The organism is Corynebacterium sp. p3-SID1761, assembly GCF_055862885.1.
Genome location: NZ_JBSQBJ010000008.1, coordinates 27,266 through 53,793, shown reverse-complemented (window position 1 = coordinate 53,793; position 26,528 = coordinate 27,266). Strand labels below are relative to the sequence as shown.

Genomic DNA, 26,528 nt, shown 5'->3' with positions numbered 1-26,528 from the left:
TGTGCTTTGGTTCGACCAATTATGTTCAAAAAATTTAACGCTGACCAGCGACTTTTAAGCCAACCGATCAGAATGGCGGTTCGTCGTCGCCATCACCAAATCCGGACTGTGGTGCAGAGTTCCACGGGTCATCGTCCATGGCAGCGTTGCGGCCACCGAAGCCCTGGTTGTTCTGTCCCCGATTACCTTGACCCTGGCCGCCGGCATTGCCGCCACCAAAGCCACCCTGGCCGCCAGCATTGCCGCCACCAAAGCCACCGTTTCCACCGTTGCCCTGACCTTGGCCACCCTGGCCGCCTCCACGGAACGACTTATTAATGTCCGCAGTTGCGAAGCGCAGCGACGGGCCTACCTCTTCGACCTCAATCTCGAAGACAGTACGGCGCTCGCCATTGCGATCGTCGTAGGAGCGCTGGCGCAGACGGCCAGTCACGATCACGCGGTCACCCTTGCTCAGGCTGTTGGCCACGTTCTCGGCAGGTTGACGCCACACGTTGCAGGTCAAAAACAGCGGCTCACCGTCGACGAATTGACCAGCTTGCTGGTCGTAGCGACGAGGTGTGGAAGCCACGCGGAAGTTTGCAACTGCAGCCCCGTTGGGCGTGTAGCGCAATTCCGGATCCGCAACGATGTTGCCGACCACAGTGATCTGGGTGTCTCCCTGTGCCATGTTTCTTTCCTAACGTTGTGTGGTGAAGGGCGGTTGAGCAGTGTTTAGTCCTGTTCGAGCCCCGTTAGAACCCTGTTCAGGTCTGTTTAGGTGTAGGTACAGTCCGTTCGGAGCCTGTAGCTCGCCTCAATGGCGATTGTAGCTACTGGTCCTTCCGCAGCACCTTGGTGCGCAGAATCTGGTCGTTGATGTTGAGCAGGCGGTCGATTTCCAGCACGGTAGCCGACTCACACTTCAGGTCGAGAACTACGTAGATGCCCTCGTCCTTCTTGTTGATCGGGTACTCGAGGCGACGCTTGCCCCAGATATCAACCTTTTCCACGGTACCGTTTTCCTTGCGGACAATATCCAAGTACTTGTCCAGCGACGGGGCAACGGTGCGTTCATCCTGGGAAGGGTCGATGATGATCATCATCTCGTATTGACGCACGGACCTCATCACCTCCTATGGTCTAGTGTTTCGGCCATACCCCTTTTGGGCATGGCAGGAGGGTCGTTGCGTCAGCAACGTTCCCAGCCTACCTGGTGCCCCCCGATTTAAGAAATGCCCCGTCGCGCGACCTGACCCCGCGCAACTGTCCCCGCGCTACTAACCCCTTGCTTCCCGTCCCCGCGCTACTGACCCTTATCGCCGACCATTACGCCGCGACGAATACCGCCAAGCTCACCGGCACAATTGTCAAGAACACGATGGCGATGCAGAACAACGTCCACACCTGCTTCTTCGACTTGCCGTACATAAAGCTGGCGAAGCTGCCACCGAAAAACAGAAATCCCGTGAATACGCTCGCCATGGTGATCAATATGGTCGTGTTATCCATCGTTGCTCTCTTTCTTCGTAGCACCCACTTTTTTCTTTGTGACGCCCACTTCTCCGTCGCCACCATCGTCGAGTACACCGGCCAATGGATCACGGCCAGCGTGTGCATCGCGTACCGGATCGGGGATCCGTCCCATGATCTGTCGGATCACCAGCACCGCCATGTACACCAGCAGCGCCAGTCGCAGCACGGTCACGCTATCGACCAGCCAATTGGGTGCTGCTTGGTTGGAGGGTAGGAACTGCCACATGCGCAGGTACCAGTAGACGGCCTCCAGAGCCGCCCAGCCAAAGACGAGTCGCCAGCGGGGGAGTGCCAGCACCAGCAACGGCACGAGCCAGATGGAGTACTGGGGGCTCCACACTTTATTAGTAATCATGAAGGCCAAGGTGGCCAGGAACGCCACCTGAACTACTCGCGGGGTTCGCGGCGCGGCGAAAATGACTAGCCATGCCAGTGCTAGCAACACGAGGAGAAGCAGTACGCCGGTCAGCAGGTTCAGAGCATCAGCGCCTTCAACGGACTTCGAGGGAGACACGCCGTTCCAGGCGTCATTACCCATGATGTGTGCAATGACGGCATAGATGGTCGAGCCTTCCCAGCCGCGTTCAGAGTTCAGTCGGAAGAACTCAGACCAGCCTGTCGGCGCGAGGAGGATGATCGGCAGGTTCACAGCGATCCAACTGCCAAGGGTTCCTCCGACTAGCTTGGCCAATGGACCCCAGGTGCGCTGGCGCAGGCAGAGCAGGATCAACGCTCCGCCGATGAAGGCAGGCCACAGCTTTAGAGCCACGCCCACGCCGGTAGCCACACCCGCCCAGCCGGGGCGGCGGTTGGCCCAGAAGCTAAAGATAGCGACAGCGGCGGCACAGGCCAGCAAGTCGAAGTTCGTGAATGCGTGGACGATGACCAGGGGAGAGGCGGCCATCAGCAGGGTATCCCATACCCGGTTGCCGGTCAGCTTCGTCATGAGACCGGTCGCGACCATCCAAAAGAGGCCTAGGAAGAATGCGTTAACGCCGAAGTAGATCGCTGCAGAATCAGCCGTCGGCAAGGGGAGGAAGTCCCACACCACGCCTACCGGCTGGGCGATAACCGCCACGAGCCACTGGTACAGACCGGTAAGCACCGGGTATTCCATGTACCTGGTGGCGCCGTCACCGTCAGTAAAAGAAGTTAAATAGGGGAAGTCGAGTGTATCCAGCCCGTGACTGCCGAATAGCGAAATCGTGTCGGAGTAGCAGGCGGAGGTGAATTGGCGCTTCCCGGACCAGTCGATATAGGGGAGCCCCTCAGAGTCAAAAGCTGTGCGGAGGCACTGGGCCTTCTGTAGCCATCCAAATGCCAGGAAGGTGGCGGCGGTGGCCAGAAGTACGCGTAGGGGAGTCCACCACCGGGCCCGCCCGATGAGGGCATGGGCGCCGGGTGGTCCGCCGATGAAGCGGATGAAGCCCTGCGCCATCGGCTCGGTGCGGGAGGGCAGTACTCGCTGCTCGGCGGTCATTTTTCTATTGGTTGAGGAATCCATCGATCAGGTCTTGTAGATCGTTGTTCGCCGGCGGGTTACCGCCCCGCGGGGCGGGTTGGCGCGGTGCCGGCTGCGGCGACTGGGGGGAAGGGGGTGCGGCTGGTGCAGGGGATTCTGGCTCCGTCTGTGCTTCGCCCTCGGTTCCGGCCCCAGCGGCCGCGCCAGCGCCAGCGTCAGCGCCAGTGTCAGCGCCACCGCCACCGCTGTAGGCACCGGAGCTGCCTGACGAGGCAGCTGCTCCGGTACCAAACTGCTCGATCTCGGAATCTGCCAGCTGGCGATCCAGCACACCCTTCCAAATCTGGGCGGGCAAGCCGGAACCGTACATAATGCCGCCGTAGCTGTTGTGAATTGGCTTGCCGTCGGCAGTACCAACCCACACTGCGGTGGAGAGCTGCGGGGTGGAGCCCAGCATCCAGGCATCCTTGTTCTCGCCCGTGTCACCCAGCTGCGCGGTACCAGTCTTGGCTGCAGATGGGCGACCACCGGCCAGCACGTTGCCATTGGAGTAGGCGGCGATGGGCTGCATCGCCTGGATCACTCCGTTGGCAACTTCCTCGGAGACTACGCGGTCGCCGTCGTCTTTAGTGTTATCCAGCAGGACATCACCGTTGGAGTTCTCCACCTTCTGTACAAAGTGCGGACGGTGGTAGACGCCGCCGTTGGTCATGGTCGCCAGGGCGGTGGCCATATCCAGCGGGCTGGACTGGTACATGCCCAGGGTAATGCCATCGGCGGGCTTGCCGTTCTTCTCCTGGAGCGTCTTGCCCACGCCCGGTAGCTCCTCTGCCACGCCCAGGCGGTGCGCCATATCGGCCACATCTTGCGGGCCGCCCTTCAGCGATTGCGTCAGACGGATGAAGCTGGTATTCAGCGACTGCTTTAGCGCCTCGGCGATGGAACAGGTGCCACAGCTGGCGCCACCAACGTTTGTCACCTGCGCATCACCGGTCATGACAGGGGAGGAGTCGAATTGGTCGTAGATGCTGCCGCCCTGGTCGAGGTATGCGGCCAGCGTGAAGATCTTAAACGTCGAACCAGTCTGTAGACCTGCACCGGCGAAGTCGAAACCGACTGGGTCATCGCCGCCGTACCAGGAGCGCACTCCACCGGTCTTCGGATCCACCGAAACAACGGCGGTGCGTAGGCCCTTCTGTTGGCCTTCCATCTTCTTGTGGATTTCATCCACTGCTTCGGCTTGCATCTTCGGGTCGATGGTGGTGGTGATCTTCAGACCACCCGTGTTCACCTGCTCCTCGGTGATGCCGGCCTGCTCAAGCTCTTCAATAACCTTCGTCTTGATCAGCCCGTTGGTACCCGCGGCCTGAGTGCTCTCGGCGGTCTCCGCCGGATCCTTTACCTTCGGGTAAACGGCGTTCTTACGGTCGGCCTCCTTCATCGCACCAATGCCCACCATGCCGTCGAGCACATAGTTCCAGCGCGATTCGGCGCGTTCACGGTTCGTCCATGGATCCAGTCCAGAAGGTGCCTGAATAGTTGCAGCCAGCACCGCGCCTTCCTCCGGGCTGAGCTCCTTGACGTCCTTATCAAAGTAAGCATGCGCCGCTGCGCTAATGCCATAGGCATTGCGCCCGAAGTAAATGGTGTTCAGGTAGGCCTCGAGGATCTCGTCCTTCGACCATTCGCGAGCCATCTTTGCGGAAATCACCAGCTCCTTCGCCTTTCGGCTCAAGCTGAACTCGTCACCCACCAGCGCGTTCTTCACATACTGCTGGGTGATCGTCGAACCGCCACCTGCGCCATCGCGGCCCAGCACCTGGCCGACAGCTGCACGGGCAAAGCCGGAAACTGAGAAACCAGGGTTGCTGTAGAACTCGCGGTCCTCAGCAGCTAGAACGGCCTGGCGCACTGCCATTGGCACTTCGTCCAGTTTCACGTTCTGGCGGTTGCCCTCCGGCGGCACGATGCGCGCCAGCTCAGTGTTGTTATCACTCGCCATGATGTAGGAGATCTGGTTGTTCACCAGCTCTTCCGGCTCTGGCACCTTCGTCACCGAATAGGCCGTAAAGAAGGCCACCAGCGGCACGATAATCATGACCGCCATCACGGCAGCCAACCCTGCAAAAAAGTTGCGCAGGGTTCGCTTGTCGCGCCAACTGCGCTTCTTACGTGTTCTTGCCTTTAGCTTTCCTTCGCCCACGGAGCGGCTCCCATCCTTCTTCATCCGAGTCTGCGGACCATTCTTCTTCAGTCCGTTTCTTTGCGGACCGTTCTTTTGGGGCCTCTTGTTTTGTGACGCCACCGCGCCAGCAGCAGCTCGACGCTTGCCCGGCTGTGCACTGCGATTCTGCCCCGGCTTACGCGCGCCCGGCCTACCCGGCTGGCCTGCCTGGCTGACCCTGCTTCTCTGCCCGACCCGGTGCTGTCCAGACTTACCTGGCTGGCCCTGTCCGGCACGCCGCTGACCCGGTCTACCAGGCCTACCCGGCTGACCCGACCGACTTGGCTGGCCCTGTCCGGCGCGGCGCTGACCAGGCGCACCGCCTTGTGCAGCTTTGCGGGAACCCGGCTTGCCGCCCTTAGCGGCCCGGTGCTGGTTCAACCGGCCTGGCTGTCCAGACTTACCTGGCTGCCCCTGCCCGGCACGGCGCTGCCCCGGCTTGCCCGGTTGCCCCGGCTTCCGCTGTCCACTCCGGCCGTTGCTGGAGCGGCCACTACCGGAATTACCGGCACCACCGCGGGAGTAAGGGTTCTTGGACGGCTTGTCGCTACTCAACTAGACGAGTCTCCTGATTATCGATCGTGATTCCGATCAGCTCTTCTCGGATCAAGTGATTCCATCTACACTTCATGCACACTTCAACGGTGTGTATCGAAAACTCAGCATTCTGCTGTTTATCCACGAGTGTCTCAATCACACCATTGATCTCTCTTACACTACGCGCTGTACCCGACTTTTCACCTAATACAGTGCCGTGAATCCACTGCGTTTCCTTTAAATAAGGCTTTCCACACACCGGACACGGGCGATCAACTGCCCGTCCTAGAACCTCCGCCGAGGATAGGAGCCGCGGGGTGGCGTCACCAATAAAGCGCTCGACCGCACGCACCTCGGATAGGGCGCGACGGCGATCGAGTGACCTATCAATAACCCTTCGCGAAATCGACACACCCATATTGTAAACACGCTCCGGGCAACCCCTTCTCCCCGTAGCTTGATCGATAAACCGGGCTAGCTTGATCGGTTAACCTGCCGATGAAGAGCAGTTTTCCGCGGCTCTCGCCCTACGGTTGTCCGCATGACTACGAATACTTGCAACATCGCTATCGTGGGGCTCGGTAACTGCGCGACCTCGCTGATTCAGGGAATCCACCTTTATTCTGACGCCGATGCGTCCCAGGACGTCCCAGGTCTCATGCACACCAAGTTCGGCCCCTACTCGGTGGGCGACGTGCGCGTGACCGCTGCCTTCGACGTAGACGCGGACAAGGTTGGCAAAGACGTATCCGAGGCGATCTACGCAGGCATGAACTGCACCATCAAGATCGCCGATGTCCCGCACATCGGCGTGACCGTCCAGCGTGGCCACACCTTTGATGGCCTCGGCCGCCACTACCAGGAGAGCATCACCGAATCCGAGGAAGAACCCGTCGACGTGCCGCAGGCTCTGCGGGACGCGAACGTGGACGTGCTGGTCAGCTACCTGCCGGTCGGTTCTGAAGAGGCCGACCGCTTCTACGCACAGTGCGCCATCGACGCAGGCTGTGCCTTCGTGAACGCCCTGCCGGTCTTTATCGCCTCCGATCCGGAGTGGGCGGAGAAGTTCCGCGCCGCTGGCCTGCCGATCGTTGGCGACGACATCAAGTCCCAGGTCGGCGCTACTATCACCCACCGTGTGCTGGCTCGTTTGTTCGAGGAGCGCGGCGTGCGCCTGGAGCGCACCATGCAGCTGAACGTCGGCGGCAACATGGACTTTAAGAACATGCTGGATCGTGATCGCCTGGAGTCCAAGAAGATCTCCAAGACCCAGGCCGTCACGTCCAACCTGCAGGAAGGCCCGCTGGCCGGCAAGGTAAACGACCGGAACGTCCACATCGGCCCCTCGGACTACGTGGAGTGGCTGGACGATCGCAAGTGGGCTTATGTCCGCCTCGAGGGCTCCGCATTCGGCGAAGTTCCACTGAACCTGGAGTACAAACTGGAGGTCTGGGACTCCCCGAACTCCGCGGGCATCATCATCGACGCTGTGCGCGCCGCCAAGATCGCGCTGGATAGGGGAGTGGCCGGCCCGGTCGACGCTGCCTCTAGCTACCTAATGAAGTCTCCGCCCGTGCAGCTGCCGGACGATGTCGCCCGCGCGCAGCTGGAAGAGTTCATTAACGGGGCATAGCACCTTTACCTTGTCCCGGCGCAACAACCCTGTGCACCCTGCGCCCCTGTACCCCTGTACCCCACCCAAGGCGGTGGGGTAGTTCGTTTCGATGCACAGCTCCGCAACAGCGAACGTCACCGCTATTCACCGCTTTCAGATGGGGGCAAAACCTCCGTGTCCAGCGCCCCGCTTGTGCATTTACAACCAAAACTGTTGTATTTTAGTACCTATGGCTTCCACACCCTTAGAAATCGCCAAAGAATTGCGTCTCCCTCTGACGCGGCTGTACCTGCTGTACTTCCGCCAGACAGAGAACTCGCACATCAGTATGGCGCAACTTTCCATCCTCATGATCCTCGAGGAAAACGGCCCGATGCGCATCAGCAAAATCGCGGCCACCGAGACGATCCGGATGCCCACCGCCTCTAACGCTGTTAACCAGCTAGAGACGATGGACCTGGTCACTCGCGTACGCGACACCTCGGACCGCCGCGGCGTCAGCGTCACCCTGACCGATAAGGGACGCGAAGAGCTGCGTCGTCTTTCCGAAGAACGCGCCGAGCAGCTCTCCAGCATGCTGGCTAGCCTCAGCGATGAAGAACTCAAGGAAGTAGCGAAGGCCACCCCAGTTATCGAACTGGTGCTACGTCGCTACACTGAGGCTATAGAGGCAAAGCTGAACAACGACCAGCACTAGAAGCTGGAGCTAGCGAGCAAACTTCCTTGAGCAACACCCCTAAGTCCCACGATCCCCTCCGCCTGCTCCTTACGTGGCGTCCGGAATCTGCCGGTGACGAAGCCGCGCAGGTCGCAGCCTGGCTCGGCCGCACGGAAACTGTGGCAGTGCGCACTGCAACCGTCATTTCGCGTTCCTGGACCGCACAGCCCGAGCTGGAGTTCGATAACTACTCACAGTGGATCGAAAAGGAATCAAAGGCAGTCTCCTCCGCCGCGCAGAAGGCTCTTGACCTGGCCAAATTGCCGGATTCTATGCTGGACGCCGACGAGCCCTCCTCCGTCACTGTCGATCACTCGGAGACGAAGGCTCTTATCGACGCCGCCACCGAGTTCAACGCCGACATGATGATCTTGGGCTCCCATCCTGCCGCGCCGCATTCTCGCTTTAGAATCGGCTCGACGGCGGATGCTTTGCTGCATTACGCTCCGCTGCCTTTACTATTGGCTCCGCGGACGCCGAAGTTGTCGAAACGTGGCGTCACCAGGGTCAATTGCTGTTACATCGACACCGATCAGTCGCATGAGGCCCTGCGTCGCGCCGCCGATCTGGCGCACCGGTGGGATGTGCCGCTGCGGCTGGTGGCGTTTAGCCCACGCGGGGCAACGATGTACCCGACGGAGACGGAGTTTATCGATAACTCCGACATGATGGTCGAATGGCGCGAGCAGGCGCTGGCACTGCTGGATCGCGGACGTGACCGCGCGCTGAACCGGCACGGCGACCTGACTGTGCAGATGGAAGTCGGTAGCGGCTATGGCTGGTCCGGCGCGATCAATGCCCTGAAGTGGAAGAAGGGCGATCTGCTGGTCATGGGGTCCAGCACATTGGGTGGTTTCCACCGCGTGTTCATCGGCCCGTCGACAAACCAGATTCTGCGCCACAGTCCGGTACCGGTGCTGCTGAGCACGGTCTAAGTCTTAAGCCATTACCCGGCGTGTAGATTTGAGGGCATTATGAGCACTGATGGTTTGAACGATAGCCCCTCACCTGCTGATAAACCGAGCCCTGACGCCGATCCTCGTGCGAACGACCTGGATTTTCCGGGTGAGCTCTCCGACCTTGATCGTCCCGGCGCGCCCTCGGAGCTCGACTACGAAGCCGACCCTTTGCTCCGCCTGGAGCGCAACAATAAGTCCACCCGCCAGGCGATACGGTTCTTCATCGGCGTGATTGTGTCGACCACGCTATCCGCCATTTTGATTTGGGTGGCCTCGAAGGCCATTGGCGGGCCGTACTGCGAGGCTGATTCCTCCGCTCAGCTGTGTAGCCGCACGTTCCAGCTGCTCTTCGCCATCGTTCCTACCTCGCTGGCGTTTTTCGGCCTGTTCGGCTCGGCCTTTATCACCTATTACAAGTGGAAGAAGCACCAGCGCTGGCGCCCATGGGTAGCGGTGATCTGGTTCATTATGCCGTTCTGCATGGCTTGGATCACGTCAGTTGGCGCCTACCTGATCCTCGACCACAACCTCTAAAAGGCGCCGCCGCGCGCTACTTTGCGACGACGTTCACCATCTTGCCCGGCACGACGATGATTTTCGCCACCGCCTTACCCTCGATGTGCGCGGCCACGTTCGGTTCTTCCAGCGCAGCGGCCTCAATGTCCTCTCGTGAAGCATCCGCTGCCACGTTGATGCGGCCACGTAGCTTGCCCATCACCTGCACGGGCAGCTCGATGGTGTCATCCACCAGCCACTTCTCGTCCCACTCCGGGAAGGGAACGTACGTGATGCCATCGGCGTGCCCCAGCACCTCCCACATCTCCTCGGCAATGTGCGGTGCCACTGGTGCAAGCATCTGCACAAGTGGTTCCACGGCCGCACGCGGAGTCTGTCCCGTGGAGTACGTCTTCGTCAGGTAGTTCACGTACTCGATCAGCTTCGCGACGGCTGTGTTGTCGCGCAGCTCTGCATAGTTCTCGTGAACGCCCTGGACGGTCCTGTGCAGGGCCTTCAGGTCATCATCAGTGAGGGCGTCATCGCTCACAGAGCACTCACCCGTGTTCTCATCCACGGCGAGGCGCCACGCGCGCTGCAGGAAGCGCTGCGCACCCACCACGTCCTTCGTCGCCCACGGCCGCGACGTGTCGAGTGGGCCCATCGCCATCTCGTATACACGCAGGATGTCCGCACCGTAGTCATCGCAGATCTCGTCGGGCGAGACCGCGTTCTTCAGAGACTTGCCCATCTTGCCGTATTCCTGGAATACCTCTTCTTCCTTGTCGACGCCCTCAGCGTCATCGGCTGTGCGAACCCAGAAGAACTTACCGTCGCGCTCGGTGACCTCTTCTGCAGGTACGTATACGCCACGGGAATCCGTGTAAGCATAAGCCTGGATATAGCCCTGGTTGTACAGGCGGTAGTAGGGCTCGAAGCTGGAGACAACACCCAGGTCAAAGAGCACCTTGTGCCAGAAACGGGCATACAGCAGGTGCAGCACGGCGTGTTCCACGCCGCCCACGTACAGATCCACACCGCCAGAGGGGCGACCTTCGCGCGGGCCAACCCAGTAACGCTCATTTTCGATGTCTACCAGGGCATTGTCGTTATTCGGGTCGATGTAGCGCAGCTGGTACCACGAGGAACCCGCCCACTGCGGCATGACGTTCGTGTCCCGGTAGTAGGTTTTCTCGCCGTCGCCGAGATCCAGGGTGACCTCAACCCACTCCTTAGCCTTGGCCAGTGGGGGCTGCGGTGCAGAGTCCTTGTCTTCCGGGTCAAAGCTGACGGGCTTGTAGTCCTCTACTTCCGGCAGTTCGACGGGAAGCATCTCCTCCGGCAGGGCGTGCGCCACACCGTTCTCGTCATAAACGACGGGGAAGGGCTCACCCCAGTAGCGCTGACGGGCGAACAGCCAGTCCCGCAGCTTGTACTGGATCTTGCCACTGCCGGTGCCCTTGGCTTCCAGCCATTCAATGGCCTTGTCGATGGCCTCGGCCTTACCCAGTCCATTGAGCTCCAGGCCATCGGAGTTGTTGGAGTTGATGTGCGGACCGTCTTCGGTGAACGCCTCCGTCATTTCGGCTCCGTCTCCGGCCTCAGAGCCAGCTTCAGCGCCCTCAGCGGACAGCACCGGCACAATTGGCAGCCCGAACTCGGTGGCGAACTCAAAGTCGCGCGTGTCATGCGCCGGCACGGCCATGATCGCGCCGGTGCCATAACCCGTCAGCACATAGTCCGCGATGAAGACTGGCACCTGTGCACCATTGACTGGATTGGTGGCATAAACGCCCAGGAAAACGCCCGTCTTTTCCTTATTCTCCTGACGCTCCAGATCGGATTTGGCGGCGATTGCCGCACGGTATGCCTCCACTGCAGCAGTCGGGTTCGCCTGCCCATAGGTCCACCGTGGGTCAACATCCGTGTAGGCGTCCTTACCCGTAGAAGAACCAGCCTGCGCGACGAGGGTATCGACCAGCTCGTGTTCCGGGGCCAGCACCATGTACGTCGCACCGAAGAGCGTGTCCGGGCGGGTGGTGAAGACATCAATGTCTTGGCCGAGGCAGTCAAATGTAACCTCCGCACCACGGGAACAGCCGATCCAGTTGCGCTGCATCGACTTCACCTTCTCCGGCCAGTCGAGGTACTCAAGATCGTCGATCAGCCGGTCGGAGTACGCGGTGATGCGCATCATCCACTGCTGTAGGTTTTTGCGGAAGACCGGGAAGTTTCCGCGCTCGGAGCGCCCCTCCGCCGTAACTTCTTCGTTGGCCAGCACTGTGCCCAGGCCGGGGCACCAGTTCACCGTGGAGTTGGAGCGGTAGACCAAGCGGTGGCTATCCAGGATCTCCTGCTTCTCGACAGCGCTGAGCTCCGCCCAGTCGGCACGCTCAGCGGCCAGCTTCTCTTCCAGCTCGGCGATGGGGCGGGCCTTACCCAGGGTGCCGTTGGCGTTCTTGGCTTCCGGGTCGAACCAGGAGTTGTAAATCTGCAGGAAAATCCACTGAGTCCAGCGGTAGTAGTCGGTATCCGTGGTGGCGAAACTGCGGCGCTTGTCGTGTCCCAGACCCAGGCGGCCCAGCTGGCGTTCCATATTGGAGATATTCGCCATGGTGGTGGTGCGCGGGTGGGTGCCCGTCTGCACGGCATATTGTTCGGCAGGCAGGCCAAACGCATCATAACCCAGCGTATGCAGGACATTTGCGCCCTTCATGCGGTGGAATCGCGCGAACACGTCCGTGCCAATGTAGCCCAGCGGGTGGCCAACGTGCAGGCCCACACCGGAGGGGTAGGGGAACATGTCCTGGATGAACTTGCGATCCTCCGGCAGCTCCGTGCCCGGCTCGGCTAGGTCGCCCGTGGGGTTCGGGGCGTTAAACGTGCCGTTATCGGCCCAGTGCTTCTGCCACTTGGCCTCGATCTTGGCCGCGAGGTCAGGCGTATAGCGGTAGGAATTGTCTGCAGTGCTGCCGTTCGTCATGGTTAAACAGTCTAGTAGGTCGCCCAGACAGGGCAGGTTATTGCGTTTGGCTTGTTGGCCACCTGCGGTAATAGACTGTTTTCCATGATCGTCTTGACCGTCGTGTTGGTATTAGTGGGGCTGGCTTTCTTCGTCGCGGGGCTGCTGGGAGCAATGGGGAAGCTGCCGGGGAATCCAGTGGTTGGCCTGCGGGTTCCGGAGGTGCGTAAGTCCAAGGAACTCTGGATTACCGCACACAAAATCGTCGGCCCGGCTTGGATGGGCGCGGGTGCGGCATTCCTGGGCGCGGCGCTGATCACCTTGAAGGTGAGCGGCTGGATGTGGTTGGTCTTCGCATTGTTGCTGATCGGTGCCGTATTTTTGATCGGCCTCGGCTCTGCTCTGGGCGCCCACACCGTCGCACGCCTGGATGCCCGTGCCGCTCAGCTCGAGGCCGCCGATTCTTCCTGTTGCTCTAGCGGTGACGCCACCTCGGACTCCTGCTGCTCCAGTTCCAGCGAGGCCGCCGGCGCTTCCGACTCCGCTGGCGCTTGCTGTTCCGACGACTCTGGCGTTGGCGCAGACCAGAGTGCTGGCATTAGCGCTGGTCAGGCTGCGGGCTCCGGCGCCAAGGCCGGCACGGTGAGCGCGGAGGCGTGCGCAAGCGGCAAGGCCTGCGGCAGCTGCTCGCTGAATGGCTCCTGCGAAGGCGGCGGCGTGGACTGGGAGGCCGCCCAGCGGGCCGCCTCGGCGCAAGACTCCGCGCAGAACCCGGCACAGGCCTAGTCCAGCACCCCCTAGCCCAAGTACTGTTAGCCCAGCACGGGCCTCGCCCAGTACCGCCTCGCCCTGAGGCTCAAGTCCCAAGCCCCCGACTCCGTCGGGGGCTTGGTTTCTGTCTGCCTTATCTCGCCTCGCTATCTCTCCGCGAATCCTGCCCGCATTGGGGCTCCTAAAGGGTCAATGTCCCAAATCTACGAGTTATTGAAAGAAGCGGGTTTGAAGCTAAAAATGGCGGTCCTCTGACCTGCGAAAATAGAATAGTTATATTCTAAGACGTGGAATTTGGGACATTCACCCCTCCAGCCGGCCATCCAGCCAGCCATCGGCATCCCAAAACTACCCAGACTTCAGCCCGTCGCCCCAGCACCACTGCACCCATCAACCCAGCACCACTGCACCCGTCGCCGCGGCTCCACCACGTCCGCTGCCGCAGCTCCGCCGCCCCAGCTAACCCAGTATTCTCCAGTATTCTGGGGAACCATGAGAGACAGCAACGCCACCGTCGTCGTATCAGGCACCACTAACGTAGATACCTTCGTCACCGTCCAAAACTTCCCCCTACCAGGGGAAACTACCATTGCAAAACCCGGCATAGAGGGTCTCGGCGGAAAGGGCGCTAATCAGGCGGCAGCGTGCGCACATATGGGCGTCAATACCGTTCTTTTGTCTGCGGTAGGCAACGACCCACAGGGCGAGCTGGCCCTGCAACAGCTGCGCGAACACGGTGTGAACACCGACTACTTGGTCACGAGTAGGCAGCCGACGGGGCGCGCATTCATCATGAACGATCCCAGCGGTGAGAACATCATCATCGTCACTTCCGGCGCAAACGAGCTGGTCAGCCCCGCCCAGCAGCGCGAAACTGTCGACGAGCTGCGACGCCAGGGGCCGGTGCCGATCGTCCTGGCGCAAGGCGAGCTCACCCCTGAACACAGTGCGGAACTGCCGAAGTTGGTGGCGAACTCGGACACTCGACTGGTGCTGAACCTCGCGCCGGTAACCACGCGCGATCCCGAACTACTGGCCGCTGCCGACCCACTAGTCCTGAACGAAGGCGAGGCCGCCGCCGTGCTCGACGCCGCCCCCGGAACTCCTGTCGAGGACCTTATCGAAGACCTGCGGGCCACGGCCCGCTCCGTCGTCGTTACTTTGGGGCAGCGTGGTGCGCTGATCTTGGAAAAGGACGCCGAACCGGTGCACATTCCCGCCGTCTACGTCGAACATGTCGTAGACACCACTGGTGCAGGTGATGCCTTCTGCGGCACGCTCGCCGCCGCGCTGGCACAAGGGGAGACCCTCGTGGATGCCTGCACGCTGGGAGCGGCAGCCGGGGCACTGGCCACGCAGAAGCGCGGAGCCGCTGGAAGCTACGCCACTGAAAACGAAATCCGTCGCCTAGGGGATGCTTAAATGACTGCAAATGCCAACACCGTGCCAGCTAACTCTGTGCCAACCAACACCGTGCCAACCAACTCCGTACGAAAGATCATCCTCGACTGCGATCCTGGCCACGACGACGCCATTGCGATGCTGCTGGCCTGGGGAAACCCAAATCTCGACCTGCTGGCAGTCACCACGGTGGCAGGTAACCAGACGTTAGAAAAGGTCACCAAGAATGCGCTGGCACTGGCGAAAGTCGGCAACATCACCGGCATTCCCTTCGCCGCCGGAGCCGACCGGCCGCTGGTGGCACCGCAGATCATCCCGGAGGAAATTCACGGAGACAGCGGCCTGGACGGCCCCCAGCTACCCGCCCCTGGCGCTGAACGAGACCCGCGCCACGCAGTTAACCTCATTGCGGACATCATCCGGGACAACGAGCCGGGAACTGTCACCATCGTCCCGACAGGAGCTTTGACCAACATCGCCCTGTTCGCCCGCATGTATCCGGAACTGGTTGAACGGGTAGGTGGCGTCACCCTGATGGGCGGAGCGCACCACGCGGGCAACATGACTGCCAGCGCCGAGTTCAACATCCTGGCGGACCCGGAGGCCGCGAAGATCGTGTTCGGCGCGGGTTGGCCTGTGACGATGGTGGGGCTGGACGTCACTCACAAGGTGCTGGCCACCCCCGAGCGGATGGCACAACTGACGAACGTCGGCACTGATGTAGCGACCTTCATCGCAGAACTGGTGGAGTTTTTCGGCGCGGCCTATATGAAGGAGCGGCACTACCCAGGCCCGCCGATGCACGACCCTCTGGCTGTGGCAGCCGTCGCGGATCCGCAGGTCGTACACACTGTACTAGCGCCCATTGACGTAGAGACGCAGGGCCAGTTCACGCGCGGAGCGACTGTCGTGGATCTGCGGCGCACATGGGGCAGCCAGGAAGGTTGTCAGGATCCGACCGCACTGGGCACGGCCGATGATTCTGATGTTTCTAGTTCCGACGCCACCACGGCTCCGTTGCACACACGCGTTGCGGTGGACGTCGACGCGGATCGGTTCTGGGATTTACTGGTCGATGCGCTGCAACGCATCGGCAACACGGACTTTGCATAGTCCTCACACTGCACATGCTGGCGCGGAATGTGAGGAGGTGCTGTGCTTCTTAGCGCAGCCAGCCGAAGGCCAACAGGTAGTTCTCCGTGTCGAGGAGGTCTTCTACGCTGGCCTCATGCCCCAAGACAGTGCGGTAGGCGTTAGCGATATCGCTGGTGGTCGCGGGGATCGTATCGTTCGCGAACAGCTCCATCGCAATACGCTCCTCGGTCTGAACGCCATTGAGCACGTCCAGGCCGGTCCCGGTGGAGCTCGTGAATGCTGTCGAAACCTTGCTGAAGATCTCGTTGAAGGTCATCATTTGGCTCACCTCTTTACTTTCGAATTTGAATGGTGCCTTCGCAATGCGGTGGCTCTTCTGGAGATACCGCATTTGTTACAACGGTTGAATCTACCAACAAATTTCCAAAAGTCCACAATCTTCCGCGATATTGACAGAAAATATACAAACGGCCTGCAAAGTGAAGTAGATCACTTCGCAGGCCGTTTGGCGATAGTCGTGTGTCTGAAGCCGGGGCTCTCAACCCCGGTGTTTTTAGTGGTGGCCAGACATACCTGGGAACAGGTTCCAGCCGAAGTAGTGGTTCAGGGAATCCTTCGCCACCCAGACGATACCCAGCAGGATCACGGCTGCCAGTACCGCGTACACGGTCCAGCCGAGAACCTTCATCTGCGTCGAGGCCTCGGTATCTCCAACGATGACACCGTTATCGTCGCGGATAGGGTCACCAGTCATGCAGCGCATGCCAAGGGAGAACAGAACAGGAATACCAGCGCCGAACAGAAGAGCCAGGGCAGCGACTCGGATGATGGCCTGGAAGATTTCAGGGGCAGTCATTGTTCTTCACACTTTCTGTGTTTTTAGCTTTGGCTCCAACGAGCCAAGGTGGGGCTTGTGTGCCTGTGTGTTGTGGCTACTTGCCGTCGTTGCCTAGGCCAGGGTGCTTGGGGTCTGCAACGACCTCAGCGACAGTGTCAGAAGGGGTGGGGTAACCGGCTCCGACCATCTCTGGATCATGCTCGGTAGTGGGCTGGCGATCGGTGGTCTTGGCAGCGGCTGCGGTGGTACCGGTCTTCATGGAGGAGTCGACAGACTCGGAGTCCGGATCCCAATCGTCGTTAACATTGTTAGCGTCAACCGGGTTCATGCGGGCGCGGATGACGATCGCTGCAGCCATCGCGATCAGCAGGATGAAGTCAACGATCACACCGCCCATGGTGTTGGTCATCTTGGATACGCCGGTGGCGACCCACCAGGACGCGAAGCCAACAAACGCGGCACACGGCAGGGTAATCAGCCATGCAGCGACCATGCGCATTGCCACGCCCCAGCGGACCTTCGCACCCTTGCGGCCCAGGCCGGTACCCAGGATGGAGCCGGTGGAGACGTGAGTGGTGGACAGTGCCATGCCGCCTGCAGCGGAGGTCAGGATGATAGCTGCGGAGCTGGACTCTGCGGCCATACCCTGCGGGGACTCGATCTCGACCAGCCCCTTACCCAGGGTGCGGATCACACGCCAACCGCCGGACAGGGTGCCGGCTGCGATGGCAACTGCACAAGCAATGATGACCCAGGTCGGGATGCGGGCGGCTTCGTCGGCGGAGCCGGCTGCAACCAGCGCCAGGAAGATAACACCCATGGTCTTCTGCGCGTCACCAGCACCGTGCGCGAGGGAGACCAGGCAGGCCGTGACGATCTGTCCGTGGCGGAAGTGCTCGTTCTTCACCTTGTTCGGAATGGTGTTTGTCACCCAGTAGATCATGAAGGTGCCGACAGCGGAGACCATTGCAGCGATGAACGGGGAGGCAACCGCAGGCACGATGATCTTGCCCAGGATGGAGCTCCAGGCCACGCCGCCGGTGCCCAGGGCAGCGAAAGCTGCGCCGATGAGTCCACCGAACAGAGCGTGAGACGAGCTGGAGGGCAGACCCAGCAGCCAGGTAAATAGGTTCCAGAAGATGCCACCGATCAGACCGGTGAACACGACAAGGAGCAGCGCGTCGCCATCCCCGCTATTCGCCAAGTCATAAGAATCAAGGTTGACGATGCCCTTGGCGACTGTGGCGGCAACGTTGACGGACAAGAACGCACCGACCAGGTTTAGGGCAGCGGAAATAGCTACTGCAGTGAAGGGCTTCAGGGCACCGGTAGCGATGGACGTAGCCATCGCGTTAGCGGTGTCGTGGAAGCCATTGGTGAAGTCAAAAGCTAGTGCGGTGAGCACTACGATGACCATGATGATGAGCGTCGTTGTCACGACAGTGACCCCTTAAACATTAAGTTACTGCTATTAATGGCGATGAGATCGGAATAAGTTGGTCGCAGGCCACTCGCGTGGTTCCTGTAGTTTTCCGACAGTGAGTTAAGCTACTCCGCCCCTAAAGCCTCAACAACATTGCGGATCTTAACCCCTTCCTAGCACCAGCGACCCCCCCAGGTATCAGACATAACTGCTGGTCAAGATGATTCTATGGGCTTCATTTCGCCCCCAACGCGTCCTCAATCGACTACCTCTTTATCAATTTGTCCAACAATATTCACTCACGCGACGACCTTTATTAATACTCTGTTTACCTTTAGATAAGTGGCAAGCGCCTCAATGGCCAGACCTTATCGTCGCGCTAACTATGCATTACAGTGCTAACTACACGTGCTAGCTACACGTTTTGCAGAAATCTTTAAGCACTCTCGGGGGTTGCCCATGAATTCCACCAATCCGTCCTCTGCCGACCGCGCCCCGGCAGACGCGCCCGGCGCGACCACTGGCAAAACTGGCACTGGCACTGCCGTCTCGCCCGACCCGATAGATTCCCGCCCTGGCGGAATCGGCCTGCTGATGACTGTGCTCATCACCGCGGCAATCGCTTTCCAGCTCAATGCTTCCATGCTCTCCCCGGTGCTAGCGACTATGGCCCGCGAGCTAAATACAGATGAAGCCGCCACCGGCCTCACCCAAACCGCGTTCTTCACCGGCGGCGCGATGTGTGGCCTATTCCTACCGCGCCTGTCGGATATCGTCGGCCGCCGCAAAATCCTCGTCATCATGCTCGGCGTAATGTCCCTCGGCGGACTCATCGCCGCGCTGGCACCCAATATCGGCGTGCTGATGGTTGCCCGTGCCATGCAGGGCATCGCCGGCCCGACAATTCCCATGACCCTCATCATCTTGCGCAGCCAGGTGAAGGAAGAGGTGCGCCTCGGCACCCTCATGGGTCTGCTGGCAGCCATCAATGGTGGCGTAGCGGGCATCGACGTTATCCTCGCCGGCTGGCTGGCAGAAAACTACGGCTTCCGCTCTGTATTCTGGCTCATCGCCATTATTGGCATCATCGCCACCGTCGTTGTCGCATTCGGTGCACCGGAATCTAAGCCTTCGGACAATGTGAAAATGGACTGGGCTGGCGCTGCGCTGCTAGTGATTTCGGTGCTGTGCATCACGCTGGGCGTCAACGAGGCCGGCAAGGCCGGGGAGGCAAACTGGCTGTACGTCATTGCCATGCTGATCATCGGCCCCGCGGTATTCCTGGGCTTCTGGAAATACGAAGGCCGCCACTCGCAGCCGTTGGTCGCCCCGAAGTACCTGGCCCGCCGCCACACATGGGCGCTGCTGGCCACTACCGTGCTGACAATGACCGGCGTGTTCGCCGCAGTCAACGGTGTAGCAATCTCTCTGGCACAGAACCCAGATGCAGGTTTCGGCCTGGAGGCCGACAAGGCCTCGCTGTGGCTGCTGACCCCCTACGCCCTCGTCGGCTGGGCAGTAGGCCCCTTCGCAGGCCGTTGGGCGCCAAGGGTGGGCTATGGACGGCTGATCATCATCGCCAACATCGCCAGCGCGGTGCTGATGCTGGGGCTCGCATTCGTCGGCGTAAAGTCCCTGGCAGTTCTGGTTATCATCGTCATCCTGCTGGGCGTCACCTACGCGGGTGTCGGAAACATTGTCATCAACAACCTCGGTGTCGTGAACTCACCGAAGGATAACGAGGGCTTCCTGCCCGGCATGAACTCCGCGGGCTTCAACCTCGGCGCCGGCGTATCCTTCGCCATCCTGCCGGTTTTCCAGGTCGCCGGCTCTCCCCAAGGCTCGGACTCCGTAGCGGGCTACACCACGGCGTTTATCGCCGCCGCGGTCATCTTGGGCATCGCTGCGGCTGTAGCATCGCTCATCCCCAAGCAGACTGTCGCGGAGCTCGACCGCGCCATCGTCTAAGCCACACGCCCATTTAGCTGGCACACTCCGCCCCTATCCGGCGCCTGCAACGTTTCTCGACGTTTGCGGTTCGCGGGAATAGGGGCGTCAATAATATAGAGACACATGGCAGAAAAACTTCCGCTGTGGCAGCGCATCATCAATTACCGGCCAGACTTCCTCATTGTCCTGATCGTCATCGCGGTCATGGCGGCGGTTATTGTGCCCGTGCGCGGCGAGGCCGCGGATGTCGCAAGTGTCTTGACGAAGATTGCCATCGCCTTCCTATTCTTCCTCTATGGCGCACGGCTTTCCCCACAAGAAGCGCTCAAGGGTCTGCTGCATTGGCGACTGCACCTGCTGATCATGGCGTTCACTTTCGTGGTCTTCCCACTCATCGGTGTAGCTATGATGCCACTTAAGGGGATCGTCGGAAATGAGCTTTACCTGGGGATTCTCTTCTGTACCCTGGTGCCGTCGACGGTTCAGTCCTCAGTCGCATTCACCAGCATCGCGCGAGGCCACGTCGCCGCCTCAATCGTCGCAGCGAGCGTCTCTAGCCTGCTAGGTGTTCTATTCACACCGCTGCTGGTGCTGTTCCTGATGTCTTCTTCGGAAGGTTTTCATATTGACGCCAGCACTTTTCTGGACATCGGCGTGCAACTGCTGCTGCCTTTTGCCATTGGCCAACTCTTGCGCAGGTGGGTGTACAAGTTTGCGGCGTCAAAGGCGACGAAAAAGGTGGATCAGATTTCCATCGGCCTGGTGGTGTACGTCAGCTTCTCGGAGGGTATTGTCTCCGGCGTGTGGGGCTCCGTCAGCTGGCTTACCATCGTTGGCTTGGTGGTGGGCTCCATCGCGCTGGTTCACGTTATGCTCGGGATTACCAGCTTCACCTCCCGAAAGTTGGGCTTCGACTATGCAGACCAGGTAGCTATTCAGTTCGCTGGCACCAAGAAGTCCCTGGCCTCCGGGCTACCGATGGCGGCAGTGATGTTCGGGGGAGCAAGCCTTGGCATGATGATCCTGCCGCTGATGATCTTCCACCAGGTGCAGCTTGTGATCTGCTCCATGCGCGCCAGTTCCTATGCCACGCGGTTCCCAGAGGGAGGACAGACCGTCGGCGCGCACACCTGGTAAAGCGGAGAACTTCACGGCATAGCTATTCCGGTTTCTGCAGCCGCTTTACATATCCCATGCGCGGACGGAACCCGGCAGGGTGCTTCATCTGCGCCACCGCATCAGCCACAACCAGGCGGAAGCGCGGCTGCATCGGAGGCATTTGCGAGATCGAATACCAGCCAACCTGGGTGGACTCGCCGTCGCCAACCACTGGTTCGTCGTTGAACTCGCCGGTCTCGGGGTCGGGGATGACCGTGCAGCGCACGGTGGTATCCACATAACTCGTCACATCCCCGTTCGGATACTCGATCGGCCCAACTTGCCCCACGCCCAGCAACGCATCGACCTGCACATTTAGACCGGTTTCCTCCCGCACCTCGCGGATCGCCGCAAGATGGGGCTCTTCACGCGGATCAACAATGCCAGTCACGGGCGTCCACTGCCCGTCGTCGGCGCGCTTGACCAGCAGCACCTCTGGCACAGCCCATATTGGTGCATCCTCCGGGACGTCACGGATGACAATGGCCGTCACACCCGGCAGCCACAGCTCATCGTGGCCGATTTTCTTGCGCAGTTCGACGATAAATTCTGGGGTCGGCATGGGCGCTATTCTACGGTGCTGGGGCGGCAGGCGAGGGAGGAGGGGCGTCAAAAAACAAGGTTAACCAGGACTAGATACAGCACCGTGCCTAAAAGAATCGACAAGGTTGTCGAACGGCGCCAGAGATGCAAGGCGACGGTGAAAACCAGGGCGATGCCGACCGCCGTCAGTCCGCCCGGCGCGCTGGCCTGGCCGGAGACGGTGTAGATGACGAGGAGAGTCATCACGCCGACGGGCATTGCCAGGCCAAGCCATGTGACGAGGTCAGACTCGCGGAAGAAACGGAGGGCGGCGAAAGGCAGACCGCGCAGGGCAAGGGTCACCAGGAAGATTGCGCCGAGGGCCGCCAGGGTGGGTCCCAGTTGCACCCCTTCGGGCAGTCCAGCGGCGGCTAACAATTGCACAGTAGGCACGGGCTCAGCCATCTACTCGACCTCCCGGGACAGGACGTTATCCGCGCCGACCTTCAGCCGCAAAGCGCGATCCAAGGGCGGGCACACGAAACGCACGATGAGGCTGAGGAAGTACAGGCTCATGCCAATCACCAGCATGTTGTCAGGTGAGATCAGCAGGCCCACGGCGCCACACAATACGGCCACAATCGGCAGGGAGAGATCCTTGAAGCTCACGAAAGCTTCAATCACCAAGACCGTGAACAGGGCGATCAGCGCAAATTCCATGCCCTGGATCTCGAAGGGAAGGGCGCTTCCAAACAAGGCTCCAACCAGGCCACCGCCGATCCAGCCGACCTGCAGCAGACTCTGCACTGCCAGCACGCGAGCCGTCGACCACCGCGCATCGCGCCGGGCTGCGAGGATCGCATACGTCTCGTCCGTCAGTGCATAGATGCCATATGCCTTAGCCAACCACCCACGCACATGGGCTATGGGGTAGTTCAGGGCGTAGAAGGCATGGCGAAAGTTCACCAAAAATCCGTATAACGCTGCGCTCAGCGGACCCACACCGCCCGTGACCAGTGAGACAGCCAAGAACTCCATCGAGCCCGCGTAGATGACGAATGAGAAAATCGGCGTCCACCACCATGCAAAGCCGACCTGCGTAATCAGCAGGCCAAAGGCCAGACCCAGCGGCACCATGCCCAAGGCGACCGGCCAGGCGTCGGCGATCCCGGCGCGCCAGTCGCGGTGCGGGTTGCGGCGGTGCACGCTACGGTGCGAGTTGTCTGCGCCCATTTAATTACGCTCTGGGTGGCTCGCCCATGTCACGAACAGGTTGTCGGGGAAGGGGCGCTGCTTCATCAATTGACGCCACGTCTCCGCAGGTCTTTCCGTGAAAACATCCTCGGCGGTTGCGGCCTGCACACCAACGAGCCCGGCATCCACCCAATTACGCAAGTCCTGCATATCCAGCTGCACATAGCTATGGAAGAGCCTTAAGCCCCGCAGCATGGAGGGGTCCACGTGGCCAACGACCTCCGCGACTTGTTCATCCACGCTCGGCGCTTCTTCGGCAGTGCTGACCAGCAGAAATTGGCCGCGCTTTCCGAAACGCGTGGGGGCGGAGGCGGTGGTGGCGTCAAGTTCCAAACGATCCACATCCAGCAGGCCAACCGCGAGCACAACAGGTTCGTTGTTGCCGCCAATGAAGAAAACCTTTGGCTTGGTGAGCTTGTCCGCGAGAGCGGGGAGGTGATTGGCGGCGGCTTCGCTACTCATGAGGCCCAACTGGACTGCCACAATGGTGCCGCCAGCACCTTCAGCATCGTCCTGCACCTCCAACACCAGCAGTGCATCCGCGCCGGGCAATCCCGGTTCGGCCAGCACCCCCGGCGCATTACCGAAGACGGACATGTATTTCTGCAGGTCCTCGGCGGTTGCGTCGATAGATTCGACGTATCCTGCGGGATCCACGACGGTGGCCGGGGATTGGAAGATAACGTCTCCGGGTTGCACGTCGAACGGCAGGTTGGCGTTCAGTTCTTGCTGGTCAGCGTTCACGTCTGCGATCTGCCTTTCTGGGCTTAGTCATTGTGCGCTCAGTCATTGTGCGCTCAGTCATTCTGGGCAGCCCACCATTCCTGCAGTGCGGCGACGGCGTCGTCATGATCCATCGGCCCGCGATCCAACCGCAGCTCCTTCAGGTACGCCCACGCCTTGCCCACATCAGGGCCAGGTTTGAGGTTCAGGATCTGCATGATCTCGTTGCCGTCCAAGTCGGGGCGGACGGCGGCGAGGTCCTCTTGTGCCTGCAGCTGTTCAATGCGCTTTTCCAAGTTATCGTAGGTGCGCTGCAGCCTCTGGGCTTTCCGCTGGTTTCGGGTTGTGCAGTCCGCACGGACCAGCAAGTGCAGCAGCGGCAGCAGTTCGCCTGCGTCGTTGACGTAACGGCGCACCGCCGAGTCAGTCCAGGTGGATTCGTTGTTATCCTTTTCGCCCGCGCCGCGTGGGGCGTCTTGGTTTTGGCCTTTGCCCTGGTTATCTGCGTAACCGTGGAAACGCATGTGCAGGAACACCAGCTGTCCAATGTCTTGGACATGCTGCTTGGAGTACTTGAGCTTCCGCAGGCGACGCCGGGTGATGCGCGCTCCAACGACCTCGTGTTGGTGGAAGGTCACCGCCCCGGATTCGGTAAAAGCCCTGGTATCCGGCTTGCCAATATCATGCAGCAATGCCGCCATGCGCAGTTCCAGCGAAGGCTCCAGGCCGCGTTCCGCCTCCAGATTCACGGCGTTGCGCAGCACCTTTAGCGAATGCCAGTAGACGTCCTTGTGCTGGCGGTGCTCGTCCTGCGTGAGCTTCAACGCAGGCAGTTCCGGTAGCACGTGATCAGCCAGCCCAGTCTCGACCATGAGATCCAGGCCCACCCACGGCGCGGCCCCAAGCATCAGCTTGTTCAGTTCCACAGCCACACGCTCGACGGTGATGCGGTTTATCTGCTCGCTCATCGCCGTCATCGCTTGCTGTACTCGTTTGGTGACGCCAAACTCCAGCTGCGAGACGAACCGGCATGCGCGGAGCATGCGCAGTGGGTCGTCGTTGAAACTGATCTCTGGGCTGTCCGGGGTGTCTAGCACTCCGGCCTGCAGGTCTTCGAGTCCGTTCAGGGGGTCGCGGAGCTGGTGGTTGCCGTCGGGGGAAAGCTCCAGTGCGATGGCGTTGGCACGGAAGTCCCGGCGGATGAGGTCTCCGTCGAGGCTGTCGCCGAAGGATACTTCGGGGTTGCGGGACTGGCCGTCATACTGGTCGGCGCGGAAGGTGGTGATCTCTAGGATCTGGCCCTTGACCAGTGCAGATACCGTGCCGTATTCAATACCCGTGTCCCACACGGTTTCTGCCAGCGGCGTGACGATATCGACGATTGCCTGCGGCCGGGCGTCGGTAGTGAAGTCCAGGTCGTGGGAGAGGCGCCCCAGCAGGGCGTCGCGCACCGACCCGCCGACGAGATAGAGGCTATGCCCGGCCTCGTTGAAGGCCTGCGTAAGTGGCAGCAGGTCGCGGTCGAGCGCGCGCAGGGAGGTGAAGGCCTCCTGCAGCATGCCGTCGATGGTTCGCTGATTTGCTGCAGTATCGGCTGGCTGTTCCTGTTGTGCCGGGTGTGTCGAGTATGTCCGGTGTGTCAGCTTTGCCTGATGGGCTGGCTGTTCCTGTTGTGCTGAACCGGTCTGTGCACCCGACTGCACAGGACGCTTGCTGGAAGGGGAGTGGGCGGGGTTTGTCACGCTGCCAGATTCTACTAGCCCGCGGTACGGAGCCAACCAGCCCCTAGCTTCCACACCTCACAAGTCCCAAAGCAGTCCCACAACAGCCCCAAAGCAGTCCCAGATGTCGCTAGATCAGGAATGTGAAAGCCGGAATCCGGATCTCCAAAAATTCACAACTCTCTGACCTGCACTAATGCAAGGTCGACATTGGTTGTCAATAACAGATTCCCGTTCTAACGACATTTGGCCTCACAGTTGACCACCCAGCCTGCGGATACCTCTCCATCGCTGGTTACATATTCAGTTCCACATTGTGCAGTTAACCGGCTATCGTTATCAGAATGAGTGGAAACGACAGCACCGGAAACGGCACGCCCCGCCGCCGGCGCCGCCGTTCAAGAAGAAGGTCACGCTCCGGCGGCGGCCAAAGCCAAAACCAAAGCCAAAACCAAGGTCAAAACAACCGCAATAACCAGGGCAAAGGCTCCAATAACAACCAGCCAAATAACAACCAGCCCAACAGAAACCAGCCCAGCAGAAACAAAAACAAGGGCAAAGGCAAAAACCAGTCGCGACGCGGACGTGGCTCCGGGTCCAACAACCGTCGCCACAACTCAAGGCCTAATTCCTTCGACGAGCACTCCAACCTGCCGACTTCCGTAGAAACCTCCGCGGGCGGCCTCGTGCTCTCTGGCCTGGCCGAAGCTGTGCAGACCAACGGCGACGTCGACTTTTCTTCGATTTACGTAGCTCTGATCGGCCGTCTAGATCGCCGGGGCAGGTTGCTGTGGTCCATGCCAAAGGGCCACATTGAGCCGGACGAATCCCAGCACGCCACCGCCGAACGCGAAGTGTGGGAGGAAACAGGCGTCGCCGGCAAGGTCATCGCAGACCTTGGAACCATCGACTATTGGTTCGTGTCTGAGGGCATCCGCATCCACAAAACCGTCCACCACCACCTGCTCCGCTATGTCGATGGTGACCTCAATGACGAGGATCCCGAGGTCACCGAGGTTCGCTGGTTGCCGGTCAACCGCCTTATCGAACACCTTGCGTATGCTGACGAGCGTCGCCTTGCCCGGCAGGCTTTCGATAGCCTGGCCGATCTCGCCCGCGCAGAGGCCGACGCTGGCCGTGCCACGCCACGCTAAAGAATCGACAAGGTCGGACTGCTAGAACTAG

Annotated in this window: 25 protein-coding genes; 10 read left to right on the top strand and 15 right to left on the bottom strand. The window is 60.5% G+C overall.

The annotated features are described in order from the left end of the window. Positions 1-67: 67 nt before the first annotated feature. The 6 genes from ACWXWJ_RS05760 to ACWXWJ_RS05735 form a co-directional block, all read right to left on the bottom strand. On the bottom strand, positions 68-670 hold the full coding sequence (locus ACWXWJ_RS05760) for a single-stranded DNA-binding protein (protein ID WP_005292478.1): 603 nt from the start codon (positions 668-670) through the stop codon (positions 68-70). A 142-nt stretch (positions 671-812) separates the two neighbouring features. Then, positions 813-1,109 (bottom strand): 30S ribosomal protein S6, encoded by a 297-nt coding sequence (gene rpsF, locus ACWXWJ_RS05755; RefSeq protein ID WP_293792073.1) that lies wholly within the window; start codon positions 1,107-1,109, stop codon positions 813-815. 199 nt (positions 1,110-1,308) lie between these two features. Further along, a complete protein-coding gene (locus ACWXWJ_RS05750; protein WP_293792045.1) occupies positions 1,309-1,491 on the bottom strand; it encodes a hypothetical protein in 183 nt (60 codons plus the stop codon). Beyond that, on the bottom strand, positions 1,484-2,995 hold the full coding sequence (locus ACWXWJ_RS05745) for a glycosyltransferase family 87 protein (RefSeq protein ID WP_473963805.1): 1,512 nt from the start codon (positions 2,993-2,995) through the stop codon (positions 1,484-1,486). Before ACWXWJ_RS05745 ends, ACWXWJ_RS05750 begins: the two co-directional genes overlap by 8 nt. Before the next feature lie 4 nt (positions 2,996-2,999). Then, entirely contained in the window at positions 3,000-5,756 is a 2,757-nt protein-coding gene (locus ACWXWJ_RS05740) for a transglycosylase domain-containing protein (protein WP_448307880.1), read from the bottom strand. Beyond that, entirely contained in the window at positions 5,749-6,156 is a 408-nt protein-coding gene (locus ACWXWJ_RS05735; protein ID WP_293792049.1) for a DUF5318 family protein, read from the bottom strand. Before ACWXWJ_RS05735 ends, ACWXWJ_RS05740 begins: the two co-directional genes overlap by 8 nt. A 123-nt stretch (positions 6,157-6,279) precedes the next feature. Here ACWXWJ_RS05735 and ACWXWJ_RS05730 point away from each other — a divergent pair, with 123 nt between their 5' ends. The 4 genes from ACWXWJ_RS05730 to ACWXWJ_RS05715 all read left to right on the top strand — a co-directional run bounded on the left by ACWXWJ_RS05730 (position 6,280) and on the right by ACWXWJ_RS05715 (position 9,564). Beyond that, complete coding sequence (locus tag ACWXWJ_RS05730; protein WP_473963804.1) at positions 6,280-7,371, top strand: inositol-3-phosphate synthase; 1,092 nt, start codon at positions 6,280-6,282, stop codon at positions 7,369-7,371. 211 nt (positions 7,372-7,582) lie between these two features. Further along, positions 7,583-8,050, top strand: coding sequence for a MarR family winged helix-turn-helix transcriptional regulator (locus tag ACWXWJ_RS05725; protein WP_473963803.1), 468 nt, complete (start codon positions 7,583-7,585; stop codon positions 8,048-8,050). A gap of 26 nt (positions 8,051-8,076) precedes the next feature. After that, a complete protein-coding gene (locus tag ACWXWJ_RS05720; protein WP_473963802.1) occupies positions 8,077-9,006 on the top strand; it encodes a universal stress protein in 930 nt (309 codons plus the stop codon). Between the two features lie 39 nt (positions 9,007-9,045). Next, the gene (locus ACWXWJ_RS05715) at positions 9,046-9,564 is read left to right on the top strand and encodes a hypothetical protein (RefSeq protein ID WP_473963801.1); all 519 of its coding nucleotides are present in this window, start codon (positions 9,046-9,048) and stop codon (positions 9,562-9,564) included. 16 nt (positions 9,565-9,580) lie between these two features. Here the strand turns inward: ACWXWJ_RS05715 and ACWXWJ_RS05710 are convergent, their stop codons facing one another. Beyond that, entirely contained in the window at positions 9,581-12,508 is a 2,928-nt protein-coding gene (locus ACWXWJ_RS05710) for a leucine--tRNA ligase (RefSeq protein ID WP_473963800.1), read from the bottom strand. An 84-nt stretch (positions 12,509-12,592) separates the two neighbouring features. Between ACWXWJ_RS05710 and ACWXWJ_RS05705 the strand changes: the two genes are divergently transcribed. The 3 genes from ACWXWJ_RS05705 to ACWXWJ_RS05695 all read left to right on the top strand — a co-directional run bounded on the left by ACWXWJ_RS05705 (position 12,593) and on the right by ACWXWJ_RS05695 (position 15,772). Then, the gene (locus tag ACWXWJ_RS05705) at positions 12,593-13,273 is read left to right on the top strand and encodes an SdpI family protein (protein ID WP_473963799.1); all 681 of its coding nucleotides are present in this window, start codon (positions 12,593-12,595) and stop codon (positions 13,271-13,273) included. Between the two features lie 477 nt (positions 13,274-13,750). Beyond that, a complete protein-coding gene (locus ACWXWJ_RS05700) occupies positions 13,751-14,680 on the top strand; it encodes a ribokinase (protein WP_293792060.1) in 930 nt (309 codons plus the stop codon). Next, on the top strand, positions 14,681-15,772 hold the full coding sequence (locus tag ACWXWJ_RS05695) for a nucleoside hydrolase (protein ID WP_473963798.1): 1,092 nt from the start codon (positions 14,681-14,683) through the stop codon (positions 15,770-15,772). A 49-nt stretch (positions 15,773-15,821) separates the two neighbouring features. On the opposite strand, the gene ACWXWJ_RS05690 is transcribed toward ACWXWJ_RS05695, so the two are convergent. The 3 genes from ACWXWJ_RS05690 to ACWXWJ_RS05680 form a co-directional block, all read right to left on the bottom strand. Then, on the bottom strand, positions 15,822-16,073 hold the full coding sequence (locus tag ACWXWJ_RS05690) for a hypothetical protein (RefSeq protein ID WP_293792063.1): 252 nt from the start codon (positions 16,071-16,073) through the stop codon (positions 15,822-15,824). A gap of 234 nt (positions 16,074-16,307) precedes the next feature. Next, entirely contained in the window at positions 16,308-16,610 is a 303-nt protein-coding gene (locus ACWXWJ_RS05685; RefSeq protein ID WP_293792064.1) for a hypothetical protein, read from the bottom strand. A gap of 76 nt (positions 16,611-16,686) precedes the next feature. Then, entirely contained in the window at positions 16,687-18,030 is a 1,344-nt protein-coding gene (locus ACWXWJ_RS05680) for an anion permease (RefSeq protein ID WP_473963797.1), read from the bottom strand. 579 nt (positions 18,031-18,609) lie between these two features. Here ACWXWJ_RS05680 and ACWXWJ_RS05675 point away from each other — a divergent pair. Together ACWXWJ_RS05675 and ACWXWJ_RS05670 are read left to right on the top strand one after the other, a co-directional pair. After that, complete coding sequence (locus ACWXWJ_RS05675) at positions 18,610-19,983, top strand: MFS transporter (protein WP_448307972.1); 1,374 nt, start codon at positions 18,610-18,612, stop codon at positions 19,981-19,983. Positions 19,984-20,088: 105 nt separating this feature from the next. After that, on the top strand, positions 20,089-21,102 hold the full coding sequence (locus tag ACWXWJ_RS05670; protein WP_473963796.1) for a bile acid:sodium symporter family protein: 1,014 nt from the start codon (positions 20,089-20,091) through the stop codon (positions 21,100-21,102). Between the two features lie 22 nt (positions 21,103-21,124). On the opposite strand, the gene ACWXWJ_RS05665 is transcribed toward ACWXWJ_RS05670, so the two are convergent. The 5 genes from ACWXWJ_RS05665 to ACWXWJ_RS05645 are packed head-to-tail and all read right to left on the bottom strand — an operon-like array spanning position 21,125 to position 25,181. Further along, the gene (locus ACWXWJ_RS05665) at positions 21,125-21,685 is read right to left on the bottom strand and encodes an NUDIX hydrolase (RefSeq protein WP_473963795.1); all 561 of its coding nucleotides are present in this window, start codon (positions 21,683-21,685) and stop codon (positions 21,125-21,127) included. A 47-nt stretch (positions 21,686-21,732) separates the two neighbouring features. Further along, a complete protein-coding gene (locus ACWXWJ_RS05660) occupies positions 21,733-22,110 on the bottom strand; it encodes a branched-chain amino acid transporter permease (RefSeq protein ID WP_448307893.1) in 378 nt (125 codons plus the stop codon). Further along, on the bottom strand, positions 22,111-22,878 hold the full coding sequence (locus tag ACWXWJ_RS05655; RefSeq protein ID WP_448307894.1) for an AzlC family ABC transporter permease: 768 nt from the start codon (positions 22,876-22,878) through the stop codon (positions 22,111-22,113). After that, positions 22,879-23,643 (bottom strand): hypothetical protein, encoded by a 765-nt coding sequence (locus tag ACWXWJ_RS05650; RefSeq protein ID WP_473963794.1) that lies wholly within the window; start codon positions 23,641-23,643, stop codon positions 22,879-22,881. A gap of 53 nt (positions 23,644-23,696) precedes the next feature. Next, on the bottom strand, positions 23,697-25,181 hold the full coding sequence (locus ACWXWJ_RS05645; protein ID WP_473963822.1) for a CCA tRNA nucleotidyltransferase: 1,485 nt from the start codon (positions 25,179-25,181) through the stop codon (positions 23,697-23,699). A gap of 506 nt (positions 25,182-25,687) precedes the next feature. Here ACWXWJ_RS05645 and ACWXWJ_RS05640 point away from each other — a divergent pair. After that, positions 25,688-26,497, top strand: a complete 810-nt coding sequence (locus tag ACWXWJ_RS05640; protein WP_473963793.1) for an NUDIX hydrolase — start codon at positions 25,688-25,690, stop codon at positions 26,495-26,497. The last annotated feature ends 31 nt before the right edge of the window (positions 26,498-26,528 follow it).